We start from the raw sequence: 22,851 nt of genomic DNA, 5'->3' as shown, positions 1-22,851 counted from the left end.
TCCGCCATGTGTGCGCTTCGTCCGCTATGCCGGGGCAGTAAGTGCAAGATCGCGGGCGAGAGGGTGGGTGAGGGCGTTCAGCAGGTGGTGCGGGGCACTGAGCTGGACGGCCAGGCGGCGGGCCAGGTGTAGGCGAACGGGGCCCGATTCGCAGTCGACGACCACGCAGGGGGCGCCGGTGGCGGCGAGCACCGTCGCCGCCGTGGCCGCCCGCTCCAGCGGGCGCCGGCCCGCGGTGGCCCGGCCGTCGGTGACGATGAGCACCAGGGGGCGGCGCTTCGGGTCGCGCAGCCGTTCCCGGCTCAGCAGGTCGGCCGCCGCGAGCAGGCCCTCGGCCAGCGGGGTGCGCCCACCGGTGGACATCTCGGCCAGCCGGATCGAGGCGGTCAGCACCGACGAGGTGGCCGGCAGCAGGGTGCGTGCCCGGTCACCCCGGAAGGCGATCACCGCCACCTTGTCCCGCCGCTGGTACGCGTCGGTGAGCAGGGCGAGCACGGCGTCCTTGACCGCCGTCATCCGCTCGCGGGCGCCCATCGACCCGCTGGCGTCCACCACGAACAGCACCAGGTTGCCCTCGCGTCCCTCGCGGACCGCCTCGCGCACGTCGTCCGGGCGCAGCCGCAGTGGGCCGGTGAGCCGACCCCGGGCCGCCTGGTGCGGCGCGCCCGCGCGGACCGTGGCCGGCAGGTGCAGCGCGGCCACCCGACCGGCCGGCACCCGGGCGCCCGTGGTGCGGCCCCGCCCGGTGCGGGCGCGGGACCGCCGACCGGGCACCCCGTCCCCCACCCCGGGCGCGGTGAGCAGCCGCGCCTTCAGCCCACCCCGGGGTACGGCCACCGACTGACCGGCGGCGGCGTCGCCCGGACCGGGCCGGTCACGACGCTGGTCGTCGCCGTCGCCGGGCCCGCCGCCGTCGGCCCACCCGGGCCGGCCGTCCGCAGGCCGACCGGCGGGACCGTGCGACCTGTCCCCGGCGAACGGCTCTCCGTCGGGTCCGCCTCGGTCGGCGTCGGGTCCACGACGCTCGGCGTCGACGGTGTCGCGCCCGCCGGAGCTGTGCCGCCCCGGACCGGCCCTGTCGGGACCACGACCGTCCCCGGCCGCCGGGTCTCCGCCGCGCCCGTCCGGGCCGCCCCCGCCGAAGCCGGGACCGTCCCCCGCCGCCCCACCGGGACCGCCCGGACCGCCGGGACCGCCCGGACCGCCCGGACCGCCGGAACCGCCGCCCCGCGGGCCGTCGCCGTCGCCGTCGCCGTCGCCGCCGCCGTCGTCCGGGTCGTCGGGGTGTTCGTCCTGGGCGCGCTGCAACGCCTCGTCGAGGCGCTTGTCGTCCAGGCCGGGAGTGTCGAACGGGTCGCGGCGACGCCGGTGCGGCAGGGCCAGCCGGGCGGCCACCCGGACGTCGTCGACGGTCACCCGGTCCCGCCCGTGCCAGGCGGCGTGCGCCATCGCGGTACGGGCGGTGACGATGTCGGCGCGCATCCCGTCCACGTCGAACGTGGCGCAGACCTCGGCGATCTGGCGCAGCGAGGAGTCCGGCAGTCGCACTCGGGCGAGCCGCTGCCGGGCGGCGGCCACCTGTCGGGCGGTCCGCGCATCGGCCTCGGCCCAGCGGGCGGCGAAGCCGGCCGGGTCGGCGTCGGCGGCCAGCCGGCGACGGACCACCTCGACCCGGACCGCCGGGTCCCGGCTGGCGCCCACCTCGACGGTGAGCCCGAACCGGTCGAGGAGCTGCGGACGCAGCTCACCCTCCTCCGGGTTCATCGTGCCGACCAGCAGGAACCGGGCGGCGTGGCTGACCGAGACGCCCTCCCGCTCGACGTGGTTGCGACCCATCGCGGCGGCGTCGAGCAGCAGGTCGACCAGGTGGTCGTGCAGCAGGTTCACCTCGTCGACGTAGAGCACGCCGCGGTGCGCGGCGGCCAGCAGGCCCGGTTCGAAGGCGCGTACCCCCTCGCCGAGGGCCCGCTCCAGGTCCAGCGAGCCGACCACCCGGTCCTCGGCGGCGCCGACCGGCAGCTCGACCAGCCGGGCCGGCGCGGTCTCGGCGGCGGCGCCGGCGGGGTGCGGACCGTCCGGGCAGGCCGGGTCGGGCGCGGCCGGATCGCACCCGAACCGGCAGCCCGCCAGCCGCCGCACCGGTGGCAGCAGCGCGGCGAGGGCCCGTACGGCGGTGGACTTGGCGGTGCCCTTCTCGCCCCGCACCAGCACCCCGCCGATCGCCGGGGAGACGGCGTTGAGCAGCAGCGCCAGCCGCATGTCGGCCATGCCGAGCACAGCGCTGAACGGGAAGGTGCTCATGCGCGTTCCTCCAGGTCACCCTCGCTGGCGAGGTACGTGTCGCGGAGCCGGTCCAGGGTGGCCGGCTCCGGTTCGGCCCACAGCCCCCGGTCGGCGGCCTCCAGCAGTCGCTCGGTGATGCCGCGCAACGCCCACGGGTTGGACCGCTCCAGGAAGTCACGGGTGGTGTCGTCGAAGACGTAGGCGGCGGCCAGGTGCTCGTACATCCAGTCGTCGACCACCCCGGCGGTGGCGTCGTAGCCGAACAGGTAGTCCACGGTGGCGGCCAGCTCGAACGCGCCCTTGTAGCCGTGCCGGCGCATCGCGGCGATCCACTTCGGGTTGACCACCCGGGCCCGGAACACCCGCCGGGTCTCCTCGCCCAGCGTCCGGGTGCGCACGTCGTGCGGCATCGCCGAGTCACCCACGTACGCCTCCGGCGAGGCGCCGGTCAGGTGGCGGACCATCGCCACCATCCCGCCGTGGTACTGGAAGTAGTCGTCGGAGTCGACGATGTCGTGCTCGCGGGTGTCCTGGTTCTTCACGGCCACCGCGATCCGGGCGAACGAGCGTTCCATGTCGGCACGCGCCTCCCGCCCGTCGAGACCGCGGCCGTAGGCGTAGCCACCCCAGACCGCGTACACCTCGGCGAGGTCGGCGTCACTGCGCCAGGTACGGGCGTCGATCAGCGGCAGCAGTCCCGCGCCGTACGCGCCCGGTTTGGAGCCGAAGATCCGGGCGGTGGCCCGCCGCTCGTCGCCGTGCTCGGCCAGGTCGGCGGCGACGTGCGCGCGGACGAAGTTCTCCGCGTCCGGCTCGTCCAGCGCGGCCACAAGCCGGACGGCGTCGTCGAGCAGCGCCACCACGTGCGGGAACGCGTCGCGGAAGAACCCGGAGATGCGGACCGTGACGTCGACGCGGGGGCGGCCCAGTTCCGCGGTCGGCACCACCTCGACGCCGGTGACCCGCCGCGACCGGTCGTCCCACACGGGTCGGCAGCCGAGCAGGGCCAGCACCTCGGCGATGTCGTCGCCCTGGGTCCGCATGGCGCTGGTGCCCCAGACGGACAACCCCACCGACCGGGGGTACGCGCCGGTGTCGGCGAGGTGCCGCGCGAGCAGCGAGTCGGCCAGCGCCGTGCCGACGTCCCAGGCGTTGCGGCTGGGAATGGCCTTGGGATCGACGGAGTAGAAGTTGCGACCGGTGGGCAGCACGTTGACCAGCCCCCGGGTGGGAGAGCCGGACGGGCCGGGCGGCACGAACCGGCCGTCCAGGGCGCCGAGGGTGTTGGTCAGCTCGTCGGTGGTCCGCGCCAGGCGGGGCACCACCTCGGTGGCGGCGAAACGGAGCACCGCGGCGGCGTCCGGGACGGCCCGGCCGGTCACCTCCGTGACCACCGCCTCGACCGCGTCGGCGTCCCAGCCGAGGGTCTCCATGCCGACCACCAGCCGGCGCGCCAGCGCCTCGATCAGGTCGACGGCGTCGGCGGCGGTGACCGACGGCCCGTCCACGACCTCGGTCAGCGCGGCCGGCAGGGCCACCCGCCGCCCCGGCGACGCGAGCAGCGCCTGCTCGTCGAGACCGTACGCGCCGGCGAGAGCCTGCCGCAGGCCGGGCAGGGCACGGGCGCCGCCCCAGACCTGCGGGGCGCGTAGCACCGCGAGGACCAGGTTGACCCGCGGTTCGCCGGTGGGGGCGGTGGCGAGGACGTGCAGCCCGTCGCGGATCTGCACGTCCTTGACCTCACAGAGGTAGCCGTCGAGGTGCAGCACGAAGTCGTCGAAGTCGTCGGCGTCGGGCATCGCCTCGGCGTGCAGGTCGTGGTGCAGTTCGGCGGCGCAGACCAGGTCCCAGATCTGCGCCCGCACGGTCGGCGCCTTGGCCGGGTCGAGGGCCTGCACGGTGGCGTACTCGTCGAGCAGTTGCTCCAGTCTGGCCAGGTCCCCGTAGGTCTCGGCGCGGGCCATCGGCGGCACCAGGTGGTCGACCACGACGGCGTGGGCACGCCGTTTGGCCTGGGTGCCCTCACCGGGATCGTTGACGATGAACGGATAGACCAGCGGCAGGTCGCCCAGCACCGCGTCGGGGGCGCAGTCGGCCGCCAGGCCGAGGCCCTTGCCGGGCAGCCACTCCAGGGTGCCGTGCTTGCCCAGGTGCACCACGGCGTCCGCGCCGAACCCACCGTCGGCGACCGGCGCGGCGAGCCAGCGGTACGCGGCCAGGTAGTGGTGGCTGGGCGGCAGGTCCGGGTCGTGGTAGATGGCGATCGGGTTCTCCCCGAAGCCGCGCGGCGGCTGGATCAGCAGCACCACGTTGCCGAAGCGCAGGCCGGCCAGGACGATGTCCCCACCCTCGGTGTACAGCTCGCCGGGCGGCTCACCCCAGTGCTCCCGCATCCGCTCACGCAGCGCGGCGGGCAACTCGTCGAACCACCGCCGGTACGTGCGCCCCGGTATCCGGGCCTCGGCGGCGCGCTGCTGCTCCGGGGTGAGCCACTCCACGTCGTGGCCGCCCGCGGCGATCAACGCGTGGATCAGGGCGTCGCCGTCGTCGGGTGGCGGGGCGTCGCCCAGGTGGTAGCCGGCGTCGGCCATCGCCGCGAACAGCCGGACGGCGGAGGCCGGGGTGTCCAGACCGACCGCGTTGCCGACCCGGGAATGCTTGGTCGGGTACGAGCTGAGCACCACCGCGACGCGCTTGTCGGCGGCGGGCACGTGCCGCAGCCGGGCGTGGCGGACCGCGATGCCGGCCACCCGGGCGGCCCGGTCGGGGTCGGCGGCGTAGACCGAGAGCCCGTCGGCGTCGATTCGCTTGAACGAGAACGGCACGGTGATGATCCGGCCGTCGAACTCGGGGATGGCGACCTGCATGGCGGCGTCCAGCGGGGACAGTCCGGCGTCGCTGCCGGCCCACTGCTCGCGGGTGCTGGTGAGGCAGAGGGCCTGGATCACCGGCACGTCCAGCGCCGCGAGGGCGCCGACGTCCCAGGCGTCCTCGTCGCCGCCGCCGGAGGCGTCAGCGGCCACCGCTCCGCCGGCGGCGAGCACGGTGACCAGCAGCGCGTCGCACCGGCCGAAGAGACCGAGCGGACCGGCGCCGGCGGTCATCCCCCGCAGCGAGCCGCAGAAGATCGGCAGCGGGTTCCCGCCGGCGGCCCGTACCGCGTCGGCGAGCACGTCGACGAAGCCGGTGTTGCCGGCCAGCGCGTGCGCCCGGTAGAAGACGATCCCCACGGTGGGCCGGCCGGGGACGATCTCCGGATCGCCGTGCACGCCGTAAGCCGGGGTGGGCGCGGGCGGGGCGAAGCCCTCGCCGGTGAGCAGCACCCGGTCGGACAGGAACCGGGCCAGCCGGCCCAGGTTCGCCGGGCCGCCCTCGACCAGGTACGCGAGCGCCTGGGTGACCACACCGGACGGCGCGGTGGAGACCGCCATCAGCTCCGCGTCGGGCAGCGCCTCACCGCCGAGCACCACCGTCGGGACGCCGCTGGCCAGCACGGCGGCCAGCCCGTCCGGCCAGGTCTGCCGGCCGCCGAGCAGGCGTACGACGGCGAGGTCGACGCCGTCGACGAGCGCGGGCACCGCGTCGGCGGCGACCCGCGCGGGGTTGGCGAGCCGGTAGTCGGCGTCGCTGGCGCGGGCGGCCAGCAGGTCGGTGTCGGCGGTGGACAGCAACAGGATGCGCACGGAAAACTCCGGAGAGTGACGCACCGGGTCGCGCGAAGGCGACCGGGGCGAAGCGGGATGGGAGCGGCGTCAGCGGGTGCGGCGACCCGCGGCGCGACTCACCGAGACGCGGGTCGGGGAGCGGTCAACGCTGGCGGCACGCGCCCCGGCCGAGGGGGTCCACGGTCCCGGGTGCGCCGGCACGGGGCACGCCGGCACGACCGGCGGCGTGGCAGGCAACGGGTGCGGCGGAGCGTCCACCGTGCGGATCATGACGATGTTCGTCGATGAAAGAGATGCCGTGCGTCATCGGGTCCTCCTCGGGTGTCCACGCCCTGGGGTACGTCCGACGGCCGAAGTATCCTGGCTCCCGGATCAACGCTCACCCCCGGCCTTCCAACCGCGCACGCACGGTCGTGGCTCGCAAGGGGGGATCACTCCCCGGTGACAGTGGCGGGACCGCGCCGGAATCGCACCGGCTTCCTTCACTGCCGTCAGGCCGCGAATGCTGCCACACCTCACGACCTGCGGTCAACGCCACTCCACCGCGGGCAACCGTCGCCCGGACCATCGAGACCGGCCGATCAGTCCCCCAGCTGGCCCGCCGGGGTCACGACCCTCCGGACCGGCGCTCCGCCGGTGCCCGGGCCGTCTCGATCGCACAGCCCCGAACAGGCCGCTGACCGAGAGCGATCAGGTAGCGCGGGTAGGAGCAGTCCGGCGCTGCCCCTACCCATGCGGCAGAGACGTCACCTCGTGGCGGACGCGGGGTTCCAGCGGTCGTGGTGGATCGCCGCGGCCAGGGGGCGGCGGTGGCGCCAGCCGTGTCGTTCGAGATCGGGCACCGCTTCGAGGTGGGTGACGGGGCCGAGGCAGAGCCAGGCGACGGGTCGGATGCCGGCCGGAATGGCGAGCAACCGCTGGAGGAACTGCTCGCGATAGAACGACACCCAGCCGAGGCCGAGGTCTTCGGCGGTGGCGGCCAGCCAGAGGTTCTGGATGGCCAGACAGGTCGAATACAGGCCGGTGTCGGAGATGGCGTGGCGACCCAGGACCGCTGGGCCACCACGGTCGGGGTCGTAGGTCACCACGATCGACAGTGTCGACTCCAGGATGCCGTCGATCTTGATGCCGGAGAATCGTCGAGCGTCCTGGACGCCGAGGGTGGCGGCGAACGTGTCGCGCTCGGCACGGACATGCCGATGGAACGCTTCGCGCAGGCCCCGGTCACGGATCACAATGAAGTCCCAGGGCTGGGACAGCCCGACACTGGGTGCGGCGTGCGCCGCCGCAAGGACGCGGTCGAGTACGCCAGGGGCGAGGGGCTCGCCACTGAACTGGCCACGGACGTCGCGGCGACGGTGGATCACGTCGTAGATGTCGCTGATCATGGGCAGGCTCCCGCTGCGCTCATGCCCCACCTCGGTGGGGCCCGATGACGCGAGGCCGGTCTTCGGACTCCCAGATCAACACCGGTCCGCCCGCCTTCCCAGCCGGTTCGGCCAGTGACTGCGCACACGTGCGCGTGGGCGGCAGCTCCCTGGTTACCGCGGCGGGCCCGTGCCGGAGTCACACCGGCTTCCCGATTCTCCCCACCACCGGGTGGGGCACCTCGCAACAGTTCGTGCCGCTCGGCACAATACCCCACTGTCCGAAACCGACCCTGCGGTCCACCACCCGTGCGGGAGCGCCGAGACCACTGCGCCGATCGGCGTGCCAGAGCCGGCTCGGATGAGCGCGCCGTCGAGGACGGCGATGATTGTCGGACGCTCGTACTCCGTCATCGCCGGCACCCGGCGGTCGACTCCATGACCAGGGCCAGCCCTGTCCGCCACACGGTCACCGGACTGGCCGGCCGCGAAGGAGCCACCTCTTCGTCGCGACAGGCCCAGGCTGCGCCCAGGTTGACGAATGCCATCATGGTTCCGGCCAACCGGGGAACCTCAGGCTTACCTCTCCCCCGGTCACCGGCGCAGGTGGCCGATGCCGTGCTGGTCGAGCCAGGTGACCGTCCGCAGCACGAACGTCGGCGCCGCCGAACCGGCGCTGACGTCGGTGGCGACCAGCGGTACCTGGGCGGCGACCGGGAGCAGGGTGGACTGCCAGCAGGCCGGCGTGGCGCAGGCCGAGCGGTCGTCGACGCGCCAGGCGGCGGCCACGTTGCGGCCGTCCGGGTCGGCCGGGCGGTATTCCAGCCACCGGCGCAGGTCGTTGCCGCCGTCGATCCCGGCGGCGAGGACCAGGTTGAACGAGCCCTGCACGCGAAGCAGGCGGATCTGCTCCTGCACACCGAAACTCGGCAGGCTGGTGCCCGCGCACGCGACGCCGCCGTCGCGCCAGCAGGTCCAGGCCACCGCGGGACCGGTGCCACCGGCCGCCGGGAAGTCGTAGGGCGAGATGTCGAAGATCACCGCGTTGTCGGCGCCGAACACCTCCGCCGCCGCGCTCCAGAAGGAGCGCACGGCGAGAAGGTCGCTCTGGCGCAGCGACACGATGGGTGTGATGCCGGCCCGGACGAGCCGGTCGACGTACCGGGCCGCCTCGTCGACGTAGCCGACGCGGTTCTGTCTGTCGGTGGGGCTGCCGGTGTAGACGAAGCAGGCGTCGCTCAGCACGACCCGCACCGCGTCGACGCCGCGGGCCCGCAGCGCGCCCACGGACGCGTCGTCGACCGGGCCGTCCCAGCGGATCGGTCCCCACGCGCACTCGCCGGGCGCGGCCGACCGGATGATTCCGCGTGGCCGGTACGGCCTCGGGTCGGTGGTGACCGTGCGGATGCGGTTGCCGATCGCCTTCAGCGCGGGTGCGGCACCGGGTGCCGGCGGCGGGAGCACCCGGATGCCGCGGACCTCGGCGGTGGCCTGGGCGCCCTCGCTGTCGTAGGCGGTGGCGGTGACGCGGGTGCCGCTGTTCGGCGACGCGCCGCGCCAGTCGAACGCGTACGGCGCGGTGGTGTCCACGGCGAGCAACGTGCCGCGCTCCCGGAACTCGACCCGCTCGATCCGCCGGCCGGCCGCCGCCGTGGCCTCCGCACGGATCGGGATGACGCCCCGCGCGGCGAAGAAGTCGTTGGGCAGGGGCGAGGTGAGCGACACCGACGGGCCGCCCGGCCGTGGGCTGGGCTGCGGGCTCGCCGAAGCCGTCGGCTGCGACGAACCGGTCGGGCTGCCGACGTCCACGTTGCACGGCTGGCCGCTCAAGACCCAGTCGGTCGGCTCGGGCTCCGCGTCCCGGTAGTTGCCGCCGAAGCGCACCGTCACCGAGGCGCCGGTCGGCAGCGTGGACCCCGCCGGTGGGCGGAGCATGGTCATCGGGTACAGCTCGCCGCTGCCGAGCGTGTATCCGTCCGGCAGCCGGTCGAGGCCCATGGTGATCGTTTGGCCGCTGACCTGACGGAACCGCAGCCACCAGTCGGTGACGGGAGAGCCCAGGTTGGTGACGGTGAGCTCGGCCCAGAACCCTTTGGACCACTCTCGGGTGATGGTGTAGTCCACCGTGCACGCCGTCGCGGCGTACGCCGACGGCAGCACCATCGTCATGGCCCCGCCGACGACGACCGCGGCGGCGGTGGCCAGCGCGAAGATCCTGCGTCGCATCATGCCCCGTACTCATCGACAGATATCGCTTGATACAGCCTCGGCGGTCGGGACTCTGTCTGTCAATACCGTGGCGCCCACCGGGCGGGACCGCCGCCCGCCGAGCCGAAGGCCCGCTGCGCGTCGACGAGGGCTCACGCCGGGCCGGCACGCGCCCGCATCCGCGCATGCGCACTACACCGATCTGCGCCGGTTCTACCGTGCCGCAGCCGCAGACGGCCAAGCCGTGCTGCTGGCCATCACCTGACCTCGACGCCCGGCTGCCCTTCATCGCCGGCGCCGGTCAGGTCTGCGACGGACCCAAATCTCTGGGCTGCCGACCAGGAATGGACGCCGGGATGGCTCGCCTCGCGCGCGGGCGCGAACTGGAAGGAGCACGATCGCCAAGGGCGACACCGCTGCAAGCGACCGAGCCTTGGCCTACCAGGAGTTCTGGACGAGGTTCCTGGAGGCGGTCCATGACCGCAAGCTCGGGTGGACGACGTCGACCAAGGGCTCGCCGCAGAACTGGCAGTCCCTGCCCGCTGGCACGAACGGCATGTCGTACACGTGCACCTGGTTCATCGATGCTCAGACCCGCCTTCGTACGGCGATAGCCGAAGCCGGCGGCCACTGTACGAGATCAACGAGGCGAACAGGCAGCCGCCTTCGCCCCGCTGAGCCTCGGTTAGCGGCAGGGCGCGGCTCTCGTACACGAATCCCGACCCGGTCGACCATGAACGGCTGCAGGAGAACCCGCCAGCGACAGCGCGGTCATCGGGCCACGCCCCGCACCAGGCGGCTGACCGTCTCGGCGACGCAGACCGGCTTGCCGCCGGCGTCGCTCTCCACGGTGACCGCGGTGACCACCTGCACGCCGCCGTCCACCGGTGACACCTCGGCCAGGGTCGCGGTGGCGCGGACCGCGCTGCCGACCCGGAGCGGGGCCGGGAAGCGCACCCGGTTGAGGCCGTAGTTGACCCCCATGGCCACTCCCTCGACCCGGTACAGGCTACCGGCCAGCGCCGGCAGCAGGGACAACGTGAGGTACCCGTGCGCGATGGTGCCGCCGAACGGGCCGGCCGCGGCCCGTCGCGGGTCGATGTGGATCCACTGGCGGTCGTCGGTGGCGTCGGCGAACCGGTCGACCCGTTGCTGGTCGATCCGGAACCAGGGGCCGGGGCCCAGCGTCTCGCCGGTCGCCTCGGCCAACTCCTCGATGGAGGCGAAGACCCTCATGCCAGGTGCCCTCCCAGCTTCGTGTAGCCGCGCAGCAGGTCCCGGGAGATGATCAGTCGCTGCATCTCGTCGGTGCCCTCGAAGATCCGGTACAGCCGGACCTGCCGGTACCAGCGCTCGATCGGCAGCTCGCGGGTGTAGCCCATGCCGCCGTGGATCTGCAGGACGCGGTCGACCACCCGATTGACCATGCCCGCGCCGTAAAGCTTCGCCATCGAGGAGGCGTGCCGCGGGTCCATGCCCTGGTCGACGGTCCAGGCGGCGCGCAGGATGAGCCAGCGGGCCGCCTCCAGCTCGGTCTCCGAGTCGGCGATCATCCACTGGATGGCCTGGTTGGTGCCGATCTTCGCGCCAAAGGTCTCCCGGGTGTTGGCGTAGTCGATGGCCATCGACAACGCTCGCTCGGCGATGCCGACGGCGTGCGACGGGATGGTGTAGCGGCCCTTGCCGATCCACTCCATGCCGAGGCTGAAGCCCTGCCCGGGCTCGCCGAGGATGTTGCGCCCGGGCACCCGGACGTCGTCGAAGACCAGCGAGGCGGGGCCACCCTCGCCCATCGTCTGGATGAACTCCGAGCGCCAGCCCATCGACCGGTCCACCAGGAACGCGGTGGCGCCGCCGTGGCGGGCGCCCTTCTCCCGGTCGGTCACCGCGATCACGATGGCGAAGTCGGCATCGTGACCGCCGGTGATGAAGGTCTTCTCGCCGTTGAGGATCCAGTCGTCGCCGTCGCGGCGGGCGCTGAGCGTGATGTTGGCCGCGTCGGAGCCGGCGCCGGGCTCGGTGATCGCGAAGCAGCTGCGCCGCTGCCCCTCGATGGTCGGGACCAGGTACTCGCGCTTCTGCTCGTCGTTGGCGTGGAACAGGATGTTGTCGGCCTCACCGCCGAACCGGAACGGCACGAACGAGCGGCCGAGTTCGGTCCAGATCAGGGACTGGGTGACGGCCGGCAGGTCCATGCCGCCGTACTCCTCCGGGGTGGCCAGCCCCCAGAACCCGAACTTGCGCGCCTTGAGCTGGAGCTCGCGCAGCTCGCTGTGCTCCAGCCCGGGCCGGTGCGCCCGTTCCCGCCGCAGCAGTTCCTGCTCCAGCGGCATGACCTCCCTGGTGATGAAGTCGCGGGCGGTGTCGCGGATCGCCCGCTCGGTGTCGGAAAGCGCGAAGTCCATGTTTCCTCCGGGTGCTGGTCCGCCGGCGCGCCTCAGCGCGCGCCGCCATTGACGTACAGGGTCTGCCCGCTGACGTACGACGCGTCGTCGCTGGACAGGAAGGCGATCACCGAAGCGATCTCGGTCGGCTGGGCGACCCGGCGCAGCGGGGTGTGCTCGGCGACCATCCGCTGATGCTCCTCCGGGCTGCTGCCGACCCGCTGCGCGGTGGCGGCGGTCATCGCGGTGGCCACGTAGCCCGGGGCGACAGCGTTGACCGTGACGTTGTACGGGCCGAGCTCGATGGCGAGGGTGGCCGTCAGGCCCTGCACCCCGGCCTTGGCCGCCGCATAGTTGACCTGGCCCCGGTTGCCGAGGGCGGAGCGGCTGCTGAGGTTGACGATCCGGCCGTAGCGGGCCGCGACCATGTGCTGTTGGGCGGCCTGGCAGCAGAGGAACATGCTGGTCAGGTTGGTGGTCAGCACCGCCTCCCAATGTGGCAGGGGCATCTTGAACAGCAGGTCGTCGCGGGTGATGCCGGCGTTGTTCACCAGCACGTGCAGCCCGCCGTACGCCTGCACCACCCGGTCGGTCATCGCGGCGACCGCCGCGGGGTCGGTCACGTCGCAGCCGATGCCGACGGCCCGGCCGCCGGCCGCGGTGATCTCGTCGGCGACCGCCCGGCTGTGCTCCTCGTCGAGGTCGACCACGGCGACGGCGGCGCCCTCGGCGGCCAGCCGGTGCGCGGTCGCCGCGCCGATGCCCTGCCCGGCGCCGGTGACGACGGCCACCCGGTCGGCGAATCTGGTCACGGGTTCTCCCCTGTGCTAGAAGGCGTTGACGCCGGTGAGCGCGCGCCCGATGAGCAGCTGCTGGATCTGGCTGGTGCCCTCGTAGAGGGTGGCGACCCGGGCGTCGCGCAGGTACTTGCCGACCGGGTACTCGTCGATGTAGCCGTACCCGCCGAAGACCTGGACGGCGTTGTTGGCCGCCCGGACCGAGGCCTCGCTGGCGAAGAGCTTGGCCATCGAGGCCTCGGTGGCGAACGGCTCGCCCCGGTCGACGAGGTCGGCCACCCGCCACACCAGCAGCCGGGCGGCGGCGGTGTCCACGGCGATGGCGGCGAGCAACTGCTGCACCAGCTGGTGCCCGGCGATCTGCTTGCCGAACTGGGTGCGCTGCCCGGCGTAGCCGACCGCCGCGTCGAGGCAGCCCTGGGCGATGCCGACGCAGCCGGCGGCCACCGACATCCGGCCCTTGGCCAGGGTGGCCAGGGCCAGCCGGAACCCGCCGCCGGCCGGGCCGAGGCGCGCCGAGTCGGGCACCCGGACGGCGTCGAAGCGCAGCTCACCGGTTGCCTGCCCGCGCAGCCCGAGCTTGCCGTGGATCTCGTTCCGGGTGAGTCCGGCGACGTTGGTGGGCACCAGGAACGCGGTGATGCCCCGGTGTCCGGGCCCGCCGGTGCGGGCGAAGAGCAGGACCACATCGGCCAACGTGCCGTTGGTGATGAACGTCTTCGCGCCGGTGATCAGCCAGTCGCCGTCGTCGCGGGTCGCCCGGGTGGTCAGCGCGGCCGCGTCCGAGCCGCTGTCCGGTTCGGTCAGGGCGAAGCAGCCGAGCGCGGTGCCGGCGCAGAGCCGGGGCAGCCACTCGGCCCGCTGCGCGGCGGATCCGTGCGCGGCGATGGCCTTGGCGACCAGCCCGAGCGACACCGAGACGATGCCCCGGACGGCGGAGTCGCCCCGGCCGAGCTCCTCCAGCACCAGGCAGTAGGAGAGGTGGTCGCCGCCGGACCCGCCGTTCTCCTCGGGAATGGTCAGCCCGAGGAAGCCCAGCCGGCCGAGCTTTCCCACGATCTCCGGGTCGACCGACTCGCGCCGGTCCCAGGCCGCCGCGTACGGGGCCACCTCCCGGTCGACGAACTCGGCGGCCAGTCGCCGGACGGCCGTCTGCTCCGGGGAGAGCTGAAGGTCCATGAGGCATAAACTAGCGCTGCAAGTTTAATTCCGTCCAGACCCCGTTGTGGCAGAGTTGCGGCGAACCCACGAGCGAACGAGGGAGGCACGGATGCCCCGGCCGAGGCAGGCGCTGCTCAGCCGGCAGCGGATCGTCGAGGCCGCCGCGGCGCTGATCGACGCGGACGGCCTGGAGGGGTTCTCCACCCGCCGGCTCGCGGCCGACCTCGGGGTGCGCGGGCCCTCGCTGTACAACCACTTCGCCACCAAGGACGAGATCCTCGACGCGGTGGCCGACAGCGTCACCGCGCAGGTCGACGTCTCCTTCTTCGGGAAGATCGACTGGCGCGAGGCGCTACGCCGCTGGGGGCACTCCTACCGGGCGGCGCTGGCCGCGCACCCGAACATCGTGCCCTATCTGGCCCGCGGTCCGGGGCGGCGGCCGGCGGCGCTGGCCATGGCCGACGCCGTCTACGGCGGACTGGTCGCGGCCGGCTGGCCGCCCTCGCGCGCCACCCACATCGGCGCGCTGATGCGCTACTTCGTGGCCGGGTCCGCGCTCGGGTCGTTCGCCCGCGGTTTCGTCGAGGACCCCGGGGTGTACGCCGAGCAGTACCCGCACCTGACCCAGGCCCACCGGCTCGCCGAGCATCAGCAGCAGGTGGACGAGGGCGCCTTCGCGCTCGGCCTCGACGCGCTCATCCACGGGCTCTCCCGCACCTACCAGGAGCACATCGGGCCGTTACCACCCCTCCCACCGGCCGACCCGGAGCGCTAGAGTCAAAACTTGCAGCGCTAGTTTTTGACCACGGTGAGGGGCGCGATGGATCTCGCACGAACCGACATCTATCTCGACGGAGCCTGGGTCGCCCCCTCCTCCGGGCACACCATCCCGGTGCACAACCCGGCGACCGAGGAGCTCCTGGCTCGGGTACCGGCCGGCACGGCCGCCGACGTCGACCGGGCCGTCGCGGCCGCCCGGGCCGCCTTCCCCGGCTGGGCCGCCACCACCCCGGCGCAGCGGTCCGCCGTCCTGGACCGCCTGCACGCGGCGCTGGCCAGCCGGGCCGCGATCGCCGCCGAGACGGTCGCGCTGGAGCTGGGCACCCCACTCAGGGTCGCCACCCGGGTACAGGTCGGCCTGCCGCTGACCGTACTGCGCAGCTACGTCGACCTGGCCGCCCGGCCGCCCGCCGAGGAGACCGTCGGCAACTCGCTCGTGGTCCGCGAACCGGTCGGCGTGGTCGGGGCGATCACCCCGTGGAACTACCCGCTGCACCAGGTGATGGCGAAGGTGGCGCCCGCGCTGGCCGCCGGGTGCACGGTGGTGCTCAAGCCCAGCGAGCTGACCCCGCTGACCGCGTACCTGCTCTTCGACGCGATCCACGAGGCCGGCTTCCCGCCGGGGGTGGTCAACCTGGTGCCCGGCACCGGCGTCGAGGTGGGCGAGGCCATCGCCGCCCACCCGGACGTCGACATGGTCTCCTTCACCGGCTCGACCGCCACCGGCCGGCGGATCTCGCACCTGGCCGCCGACCGGATCGCCCGGGTGGCGCTGGAGCTCGGCGGCAAGTCCGCCAACGTGATCCTCGACGACGCCGACCTGGCCACCGCGGTGAAGGTCGGCGTGGGCAACGCCTTCCTCAACTCCGGCCAGACCTGCACCGCCTGGACCCGGATGCTGGTGCACCGGGACCGCTACGACGAGGCGTTGAACCTGGTCGCCAAGGCCGCCGACGGCTACCGGACCGGCGACCCGTTCGCGCCGGACACCCGGCTCGGCCCGCTGGTCTCCGCGGTCCAGCGGGACCGGGTGACCGGCCACGTGACCCGGGCGCTCACCGACGGCGGCCGGCTGATCGCCGGCGGCCCGGACGCGGTGCTGCCCGAGCGGGGCTGGTTCGTCGCCCCGACCGTGCTCGCCGACGTCGAACCGGGCAGCGCGCTGGCCCAGGAGGAGGTCTTCGGACCGGTGCTCGCCGTCATCCCGGTCGACGACGAGGAGGCGGCGGTGGCCGTCGCCAACAACTCCCGGTACGGTCTGGCCGGCGCCGTCTGGTCCGCCGACGAGGAGCGGGCGGTGCGGGTCGCCCGGCGGATCCGCACCGGAGCCGTCGACATCAACGGCGCGCCGTTCAACCCGCTCGCCCCGTTCGGCGGCTACAAGCAGTCCGGCCTCGGCCGGGAACTGGGTCGCTACGGGCTCGACGAGTTCCTCCAGACCAAGGCGATCCAGCGGTGAGGGCGCTGCTCGCCCGAGGCGTGGACCAGCCGCTGACGGTGGAGGAGGTGGAGCTGCCGGCACCCGGGCCGGGCGAGGTACGGGTGCGGGTACGGGCCGCCGGGGTCTGCCACTCGGACCTGTCCATGGTCAACGGCACGGTCGCGCCGCCGTACCCGCTGGTGCTCGGGCACGAGGCGGCGGGCGAGGTGGTCGAGGTCGGCCCCGGCGTCGACCGGGTCCGGCCCGGCGCGCACGTGGTGCTGAACTGGGCACCGCCCTGCCGGAGGTGCTGGTACTGCGGTCACGGCGAGCCGTGGTTCTGCGAGCGGACGGGCTCCCCCGCGACCGCCCGGGGCCGGACCTCGACCGGTGCGCCGCTGCACGTCGCCCTCGGCCTCGGCGCGCTGGCCGAGGAGGTGGTGGTGCCGCAGGAGGCGGTGATCGACGTTCCGGCGCAGCTACCGTTCGCCACCGCGGCCCTGCTGGGCTGCGCCGTGCTCACCGGGGTCGGCGCGGTACGCCGGACCGCCCGGGTGGCACCCGGCGAGTCGGTGGCGGTGATCGGTCTCGGCGGGGTGGGCCTGTCGGTGGTCTCCGCCGCCCGGGCCGCCGGCGCCGACCCGGTCCTCGCCGTCGACGTGTCGCCCGCCAAGGCCGAACTGGCCGCCGCCGCCGGGGCCACCGACTTCCTCGTCGCCGACGACGCGCTGAGCCGGGCGATCCGGGAGCGCACCCACGGGCGTGGCGTCGACCACGCCCTGGAGTGCGTCGGCCGCGGCGTGACCATCCGCGCCGCCTGGCGGGCCGCCCGGCGCGGCGGCCAGGTCACCGTCGTGGGGATGGGCGCGCGGGACGACGTGGTCAGCCTGAGCGCGCTGGACATCTTCCACTCCGGGCGGACACTGCGTTCCTCGGTGTACGGCTCGTCCGACCCGGACCGCGACGTGCCCGAACTGGCCCGCGCCGTGCTCGACGGCACCCTGGACCCGGCCGCCCTGATCACCGACCGGACCGGCCTGGACGGCGCCGCGGCGGCGTTCGACCGGATGGCCCGCGGCGAGGGCGCCCGTACCGTCGTGCTGCCCTGACCGTCGCCGCCCGCCGCCGCGCCGGGTTCAGTGCAGCGCGCGGGCGAGCTCGGTGCGGGATCGGATGCCGAGCCGGTGGAAGATGTTGCGCAGGTGGTGGTCGACGGTCCGGGTGGAGAGGAACATCCGGGTGGCGATCTCGCGGTTGGTGGCTCCCTCGGCGACCAGCTGCGCGATCCGTAGCTGCTGCCCGGTGAGCAGCCGGGCGGCCGGCAGCTCCGGTGTGCCGACCGACTCGCCGGCCGCCCGCAGCTCGGTGGTGGCCTGCTCGGCCCAGACGGTCAGCCCGAGCAGGCCGAAGGTTTCCCGGGCGGCGTGCAGGTGCTCCCGGGCGTCCCGGGGGCGGCGGCTGCGGCGCAGTTCCCGGCCGAGGAGCAGCTCGGTGCGGGCCCGTTCGAACGCCCCCGTATCCGCCGGGTGCAGCCGCAGCGCGGTGCGGAAGCCGCGTTCGGCGTCGGCGCTGCCGCGCGCGGCCAGCAGCGCGCGGCAGCGCGCGGAGAGCGCCCGCCGGGACGGGCTGGCGGTGCTGCTGGCCCACTGGTCGAAGACGGCGAGCGCGGCGGTGGCGGCCGGTCGCCGGCCCGCGCCGGCGGCGGCCTCGACCAGGTACGGGGTGGCCATCACCTGGATCAGCACCTGCCCTCGGCCGGTGCCGGGGCGGGCCAGCGCGGCCAGTCGGGCGGCGGCCGCCTCGTGCCGCCCGTTGACCAGGTCGAGCACCGCGAGCGCCCACTGGGCGAGCGCGCGCGGGCGGCTGTGCGGGGCGGGCGCCTCGCCGATCTCGCGGATCCGGCACAGGCTGGTTTCCCGGTCGGCCCGTACCGCCGCCAGCACCGCCAGCATGCCCAGGTGCACCCCGGCGGAGTTGACCTGGCCGGTGTCCCGGGCGACCCGCAACCCCTCCCGGGAGGTGTCCGCCGCCGCCTCGTGCCGGCCCAGCCAGTACTCCGCGATCGCGCGCAGCTCCAGCGCCCGGGGCAGCGCGGACACCTCGCCGCGGGCACCCGCCAGCTCGACGGCCCGCTCGGCGAGCCGGTGGGCGACGCTGTCGACCGCGACCAGCAGGCCCGCGACCGCCGCGCCGGTCAGCGCGGCGGGGGTGAGCGCCGGCCCGGTCAGCCGGTTGCCGAGCACGACCGCCCGGCGCAGGGCCGGGCCGCCCCGCTCGTGGTCACCGCGCAGCGTCGCCGCCACCCCGGCGGCCAGCGCGGTCAGCAACTCCGCGTCGGGCGGGTCCTCGGCCCGGCGCAGGACCGCCACTCGGCGCGCCACCTCGGCGTAGCGGAACTGGTCGCCGGTGTGGCAGGCCGCCTCACCGGCCCGGACAAGCGCGCCGAGGGCGGCGATGCGGTCGACCCCGGACACCGCCCGGGCGGCGGCGAGCAGGGTGGTCGAGGCCCTCGACGGCGAGCCGCAGCGCAGTTCCAGCTCGCCGCGGAGCAGCTCGGCCCGGCCGGCCGCGACAGGGTCGACCGGTCCGGCCGCGGCGGCCTCGGCGAGCAGCCGCCCGGCACGCCGCGGCTGCCCCGCCGCCCAGGCGCGACCGGCGGCGGCGACCAGCCGGGCGCTGGCCTGCCGCGGCTCGCCGCTGAGTTCGGCGGCCCGGTGCAGGGCGGCCACCCCGTCGTCCCCGCCGGCCCCACCGGCCACGGCCTCCAGTTCCGCCGCCAGCACCGGGTCCGGGCCCTCCGCCGCGGCGGCGCGGTGCAGCGTCCGGCGCAGGTGCTGTCCGGGGCTGTCGAGCACGCCGGCGAGCAGCAGGTGGGCGGCGCGCCGCTCGGCCAGCGTCGCGTCCGCCGCGACGACGGCCCGGGCCAGCGGTTGCGCCAGGGCCACCCGCTCCGGGCCGACCCGGACCAGCCCGGCTGCCTCGGCCGGGGCGAGCGCCTCGATCGACGTGCCGTCGGCGCGGGCGGCCCGGCCCAGGGTGGCCGGATCGCCGTCGGAGTCGAGCGCGGCGAGCAGCAGCATGCGCCGGGTGTCGGCGGGCAGCCCGGCCAGCCGGCCCCGGTACCCGCGACCCAGCGCGCCGTCGAGGGGCGGCCCGTCGGGCAGCGGCTCCTCACCGCGGCACTGGCCCGGGGTGAGCACCTCGGCGAGGTCGGCCAGGGCCTGCGGGTTGCCGCCGGCGACCGCGGTCAGTTCCCGGGCCACCCGGGGGGCCAGCCCGGGCAGCCGGTCGGTGAGCAGCGCGGCGCCGGCCCGGTCGTCGAGGGGTCGCAGCCGGTGCCGGGGCACGCCGGCGGCGACCGCGTCGGTGCCGGCGGTGAGCAGCATGGCAACCGGCAGGTGACGCAGCCGGCGGGCCACGAAGCCGAGCACCTCCGCGGTCGGCGGGTCGCCGCGATCGACGTCGTCGACCGTGCAGAGCAGCGAGCGCTCCCGGGCGGCGGCGGCGAGCAGTCCCAGCACGGCCATCGACAGGGCGAGCCGGTGGTCGGCCGGGCAGCCCGCGCCGGCCAGCGTCCGCCGCAGCACCCCGCGCTGCGGCTCGGGCAGGGCGTCGGCCCGGTCGAGCAGCGGGTCGAGCAGGCGTTGCAGGCCCGCGTACGACAGCGCGGCCTCGTCCGCCAGGCCAGCGCCGGCCAGCCGGTGACAGCGGGTGGCGTACCGGTGGGCGTAGCCGACGAGGACGCTGCGGCCAGCGCCCGGTTCGCCCCACACCAGCAGCGCTCCCCCGGCGTCCGGCAGGCCGTCGACCAGCCGCTGGACGGCCACGCACTCGGTGTCCCGACCCGGCAGCCCAGTTATTTGCACTGACGATGCAGCAACCATGCATCGAGTGTCACCTATCGGAAACCGGATGGAAAGAGTTCGGACCGGTCAGCGGGGAGCGCCGGCCAGCAGAGCGCCCACCGTCCGGGCCATCACCGCCCGCGCCTGGTCCACGCCCAGCCCCAACCCGTCGCGCAGCATCGACCAGGCCGGCCACATGCTCGCCGCGACCACCGCGTGCAGCACCTGCTCCCGACCGGACCCGGCCTCTGCCAGCTCGGCCGCGAAGAGCTGCTCGACCTCCTCGCGGACCCGCGAGATGTGCACCAGCCGATTGCGGTGCAGCTGGTCGGAGACCGGCTCCCGCATCTGCGCCGCCCGCGCGGAGGGCGCGATGAGCTGCAGCAGCCGCGCCCGCTGCCGGCAGTACGCGTCGACCCGCTTGGCCAACGCCAGCGTCGGCGAGATCGGCCGGTACGCGGCGTCCTGCTGGCGGAGCACCTCCGCCCCGCTGGCCTCGAAGAGCGTCTCCATGTCCTTGAAGTTCGTCCAGAGCGTACGCAGCGAGATGCCGGCCCGCTCCGCGATGCGCTCGCCGGTCGGCCGCAGGTCCCCCTCGGAGATGAGCGCGAGGTGGGCCTCGACGATCGCCGCCCGGGTCCGCGCGGCCCGGGCCGTCCGCCCGTCCACCCGGCCGGGCGCCTGCACCCCACCCATCCGCGCTGCCCTCCTCGACGGTGTCACGCCTCACTGCCCGCCGAGTCTAGACGTGCGCCGTCGGCGCGTCGGAGCGGTGTCGGCGCAGCTCGCGACGGGCCAGCGACTGCCGGTGCACCTCGTCCGGGCCGTCGACCAGGCACAGCGCGCGGAAATCTGCATTCACGATGCAAACAGTATGAGGCCCTTCGGTGAACGTCAACGACGGATCCCGCCCCACATCTCACATTTGTTGACACGGTCTCGGCCATAACCGCACCGTCGATGCAAATATAATGTGCACTCCGGAGAGGACACCGTCATGCCGGAAGCCGTCATCGTCGCCGCCGCCCGATCCCCGATCGGTCGCGCCAACAAGGGTTTCCTGCGCGATCTGCGCCCGGGCGACCTGGCCGCCACCATCGTCCGGGCCGCCCTCGACCAGGTGCCGCAGCTCGACCCCCGGGAACTCGACGACCTGATGCTCGGCTGCGGCCCAGCCCGCCGGCGAGCAGGGCCACAACCTCGCCCGGGTGGTGGCGGTCCTGCTCGGACTGGACCACCTGCCCGGCACCACCGTGAACCGGTACTGCTCGTCGTCTCTGCAGACCACCCGGATGGCGCTGCACGCCATCCGGGCCGGCGAGGGCCACGCCTTCGTCTCCGCCGGGATGGAGTGCGTCTCCCGGTACGACCGGGGCCGCAGCGACGGGCACCCGGGCAGCGCCAACCCGCGGTTCGCCGACGCGGTGACCCGGACCGCCGACCGGGCCGCCGGTGGGGCGCCCCGCTGGCACGACCCCCGCGACGACGACCAGCCGCCGGACGTCTACGTCGCCATGCCAGGGCATGGCGACGATCGTCGAGCGGCTGAGCTGACCGGCCCGCCCGCCCGGCCGGCGCGGCTACGGTGCCGGGCGGACGGGTCGTGGGTGACCCCGCCCGCCCGGCGCGGTGGCTCAGGACGCGGTCGGGATCCCGTTGGCCGGCGGGGTCACCGGCTGGGCGGTGTACTCACGCACCGGCCCGTCGTGCTCGTCCGTCTCGTACGTCGGCCCGAAGTAGGCCTGCACGCCCCCGCCGACCCGGGTCAGCCGCTCCCCGCCATAGCCGGAGTGGTCGCTGTCGGAGTAGCGCAGCGGCGCGAGCCCGGGGCCCTGGAAGCCGCCCTTGGCGACCGCCTTGAGCAGGGACTCCCGGGTGAGGTCCTGACCAGCGGCCTGGAGCGCCTGCACGAAGAGGTAGCCGACCGCCATCCCGTAGACGGTGTTGCCGTCGAACGGCGCGTCCCCGTTGTGCTCCTTGTTCACCTTGGTGAAGAGCTGGATCCACGGGTTGGCCGCGTCGTTCTGCATCGGCAGGTAGTTGGCGCCGACCATGCCCTCCAGCAGGCCGGCCGCCGCGCCGAGCTGTTTGGCCAGCGTGGGGTGGTCGGCGCCCACGTTGGAGACCAGCCACTGCGGCTTGAACCCGAGCCGGGCGGCGGTGCCGATCGACAGCGCGGTGAAGCCGGGCACGGTGGCCAGGACGACCACCTGACAGTTGGCGGCCTTGAACGCGCCGATCTGCGGCGCCACGTTCGTGTTGCTGGTGACGTACGTCTGCTTGACCGCCACCGCGCCCGCGCCGAGCACCTGTTCCACCCCGGCCAGGCTGTCCCGGCCGAAGTCGTCGTCCTGGCCGAGGAAGCAGACCTTCTGGCCGGGCAGCGCGGTCTTCACGTGGTTGGCCAGGATCTTGCCCTCCACGGTGTAGTCGGGGTTGAAGCCGAACGAGCCCGGATACTTGTCCGGCTGGTCCCAGCTGCGGCTGCCGGAGGCGATGAAGAGGTCCGGGACGCGGTTGCTCTTGAGAAAGTCGAGCACGCCGGTGTGGGTCGGCGTGCCGAGCCCGTTGAGCACGGCGAAGACCTTGTCCTGCAACACCAGTTGGCGGACCACCTGCTGGGTGTTCGCCGGGTTGTAGCCGTCGTCCATGACCTTGTAGGTGATCTTCCGGCCGTGCACCCCGCCGTTGGCGTTGACGTAGTCGAAGTACGCCTTGGTGGCCGGGGCGATCTTCGAGTAACCGGCCGAGGCCGGCCCGGTCAGCGGCATGTGGGTGCCGACCACGATCTCGGTGTCGGTGACGCCGGGCACCGTCCCGCGCCCGGCGCCGCCCGGGCCCTCGTCGCCACCGCAACCCGCGGCGGCGACGAGCAGGGCGATGGTGCTGACGACCGCGAGACCACGTCGTGTCGTAGGGTGCATGTGGAACACCGACCTTT

General features: G+C 74.4%; 14 protein-coding genes, 1 pseudogene and 2 riboswitches. Of the genes and pseudogenes, 4 read left to right on the top strand and 11 right to left on the bottom strand.

The features are described from left to right. Window positions 1-24 precede the first annotated feature (24 nt). The 8 genes from OG767_RS13530 to OG767_RS13495 all read right to left on the bottom strand — a co-directional run bounded on the left by OG767_RS13530 (window position 25) and on the right by OG767_RS13495 (window position 13,883). A complete protein-coding gene (locus OG767_RS13530) occupies window positions 25-2,301 on the bottom strand; it encodes a VWA domain-containing protein (RefSeq protein WP_405093708.1) in 2,277 nt (758 codons plus the stop codon). After that, window positions 2,298-5,966: a cobaltochelatase subunit CobN gene (gene cobN, locus OG767_RS13525; protein ID WP_405093707.1), complete on the bottom strand. Its 3,669-nt coding sequence runs from the start codon at window positions 5,964-5,966 to the stop codon at window positions 2,298-2,300. The genes OG767_RS13530 and cobN overlap by 4 nt, the downstream gene beginning before the upstream one ends. Before the next feature lie 335 nt (window positions 5,967-6,301). Beyond that, a riboswitch (cobalamin riboswitch) is annotated at window positions 6,302-6,431 on the bottom strand. A gap of 263 nt (window positions 6,432-6,694) precedes the next feature. Then, window positions 6,695-7,336, bottom strand: coding sequence for a 5,6-dimethylbenzimidazole synthase (gene bluB / locus OG767_RS13520; RefSeq protein ID WP_405093706.1), 642 nt, complete (start codon window positions 7,334-7,336; stop codon window positions 6,695-6,697). A gap of 35 nt (window positions 7,337-7,371) precedes the next feature. Next, a riboswitch (cobalamin riboswitch) is annotated at window positions 7,372-7,575 on the bottom strand. Between the two features lie 334 nt (window positions 7,576-7,909). Further along, a complete protein-coding gene (locus OG767_RS13515) occupies window positions 7,910-9,544 on the bottom strand; it encodes an Ig-like domain-containing protein (protein ID WP_405093705.1) in 1,635 nt (544 codons plus the stop codon). 750 nt (window positions 9,545-10,294) lie between these two features. Continuing rightward, window positions 10,295-10,759: a MaoC family dehydratase gene (locus OG767_RS13510; RefSeq protein WP_405093704.1), complete on the bottom strand. Its 465-nt coding sequence runs from the start codon at window positions 10,757-10,759 to the stop codon at window positions 10,295-10,297. Next, a complete protein-coding gene (locus OG767_RS13505) occupies window positions 10,756-11,928 on the bottom strand; it encodes an acyl-CoA dehydrogenase family protein (RefSeq protein ID WP_405093703.1) in 1,173 nt (390 codons plus the stop codon). The genes OG767_RS13510 and OG767_RS13505 overlap by 4 nt, the downstream gene beginning before the upstream one ends. A gap of 32 nt (window positions 11,929-11,960) precedes the next feature. Next, window positions 11,961-12,719, bottom strand: a complete 759-nt coding sequence (locus OG767_RS13500) for an SDR family NAD(P)-dependent oxidoreductase (protein ID WP_405093702.1) — start codon at window positions 12,717-12,719, stop codon at window positions 11,961-11,963. Between the two features lie 15 nt (window positions 12,720-12,734). Then, complete coding sequence (locus OG767_RS13495; RefSeq protein WP_405093701.1) at window positions 12,735-13,883, bottom strand: acyl-CoA dehydrogenase family protein; 1,149 nt, start codon at window positions 13,881-13,883, stop codon at window positions 12,735-12,737. A 91-nt stretch (window positions 13,884-13,974) separates the two neighbouring features. Between OG767_RS13495 and OG767_RS13490 the strand changes: the two genes are divergently transcribed. Genes OG767_RS13490 through OG767_RS13480 form a run of 3 tightly spaced genes read left to right on the top strand, consistent with a single transcriptional unit; the run spans window position 13,975 to window position 17,174 of the window. Next, window positions 13,975-14,640, top strand: coding sequence for a TetR/AcrR family transcriptional regulator (locus OG767_RS13490; RefSeq protein WP_405093700.1), 666 nt, complete (start codon window positions 13,975-13,977; stop codon window positions 14,638-14,640). A 45-nt stretch (window positions 14,641-14,685) separates the two neighbouring features. Next, entirely contained in the window at window positions 14,686-16,104 is a 1,419-nt protein-coding gene (locus tag OG767_RS13485) for an aldehyde dehydrogenase family protein (protein ID WP_405093699.1), read from the top strand. Further along, window positions 16,101-17,174 carry an alcohol dehydrogenase catalytic domain-containing protein gene (locus tag OG767_RS13480; protein WP_405093698.1) on the top strand — a complete coding sequence of 358 codons (1,074 nt, stop codon included), beginning with the start codon at window positions 16,101-16,103 and terminating at the stop codon, window positions 17,172-17,174. Before OG767_RS13485 ends, OG767_RS13480 begins: the two co-directional genes overlap by 4 nt. A gap of 27 nt (window positions 17,175-17,201) precedes the next feature. Here the strand turns inward: OG767_RS13480 and OG767_RS13475 are convergent, their stop codons facing one another. Further along, window positions 17,202-19,949: a LuxR C-terminal-related transcriptional regulator gene (locus OG767_RS13475; protein ID WP_405093697.1), complete on the bottom strand. Its 2,748-nt coding sequence runs from the start codon at window positions 19,947-19,949 to the stop codon at window positions 17,202-17,204. A gap of 48 nt (window positions 19,950-19,997) precedes the next feature. After that, window positions 19,998-20,606, bottom strand: a complete 609-nt coding sequence (locus tag OG767_RS13470) for a TetR/AcrR family transcriptional regulator (RefSeq protein WP_405093696.1) — start codon at window positions 20,604-20,606, stop codon at window positions 19,998-20,000. Window positions 20,607-20,907: 301 nt separating this feature from the next. On the opposite strand from OG767_RS13470, the pseudogene OG767_RS13465 reads away from it, so the two are divergent. Then, window positions 20,908-21,427: pseudogene (locus OG767_RS13465) on the top strand (acetyl-CoA C-acyltransferase); the annotation flags it as partial. A 117-nt stretch (window positions 21,428-21,544) separates the two neighbouring features. Here OG767_RS13465 and OG767_RS13460 read toward each other — a convergent pair. Next, window positions 21,545-22,834 carry an ABC transporter substrate-binding protein gene (locus OG767_RS13460; RefSeq protein ID WP_405093695.1) on the bottom strand — a complete coding sequence of 430 codons (1,290 nt, stop codon included), beginning with the start codon at window positions 22,832-22,834 and terminating at the stop codon, window positions 21,545-21,547. Between the last annotated feature and the right edge of the window lie 17 nt (window positions 22,835-22,851).

Origin of the sequence: Micromonospora sp. NBC_01392, from assembly GCF_045040125.1 — a bacterium.
Classification (GTDB): Bacteria; Actinomycetota; Actinomycetes; order Mycobacteriales; family Micromonosporaceae; genus Micromonospora.
Note: the sequence above shows the minus strand (reverse complement) of the source record. Positions and strands in the feature narration are given on the sequence as shown.

Bases quoted from the DNA above. Each gene is read 5' to 3' on its own strand.
- OG767_RS13530 (WP_405093708.1), bottom strand. From the start codon at position 2,301: ATGAGCACCTTCCCGTTCAGCGCTGTGCTCGGCATGGCCGACATGCGG.
- bluB (WP_405093706.1), bottom strand. From the start codon at position 7,336: ATGATCAGCGACATCTACGACGTGATCCACCGTCGCCGCGACGTCCGT.
- OG767_RS13515 (WP_405093705.1), bottom strand. From the start codon at position 9,544: ATGATGCGACGCAGGATCTTCGCGCTGGCCACCGCCGCCGCGGTCGTC.
- OG767_RS13510 (WP_405093704.1), bottom strand. From the start codon at position 10,759: ATGAGGGTCTTCGCCTCCATCGAGGAGTTGGCCGAGGCGACCGGCGAG.
- OG767_RS13505 (WP_405093703.1), bottom strand. From the start codon at position 11,928: ATGGACTTCGCGCTTTCCGACACCGAGCGGGCGATCCGCGACACCGCC.
- OG767_RS13495 (WP_405093701.1), bottom strand. From the start codon at position 13,883: ATGGACCTTCAGCTCTCCCCGGAGCAGACGGCCGTCCGGCGACTGGCC.
- OG767_RS13490 (WP_405093700.1), top strand. From the start codon at position 13,975: ATGCCCCGGCCGAGGCAGGCGCTGCTCAGCCGGCAGCGGATCGTCGAG.
- OG767_RS13485 (WP_405093699.1), top strand. From the start codon at position 14,686: ATGGATCTCGCACGAACCGACATCTATCTCGACGGAGCCTGGGTCGCC.
- OG767_RS13475 (WP_405093697.1), bottom strand. From the start codon at position 19,949: ATGGTTGCTGCATCGTCAGTGCAAATAACTGGGCTGCCGGGTCGGGAC.
- OG767_RS13470 (WP_405093696.1), bottom strand. From the start codon at position 20,606: ATGGGTGGGGTGCAGGCGCCCGGCCGGGTGGACGGGCGGACGGCCCGG.
- OG767_RS13460 (WP_405093695.1), bottom strand. From the start codon at position 22,834: ATGCACCCTACGACACGACGTGGTCTCGCGGTCGTCAGCACCATCGCC.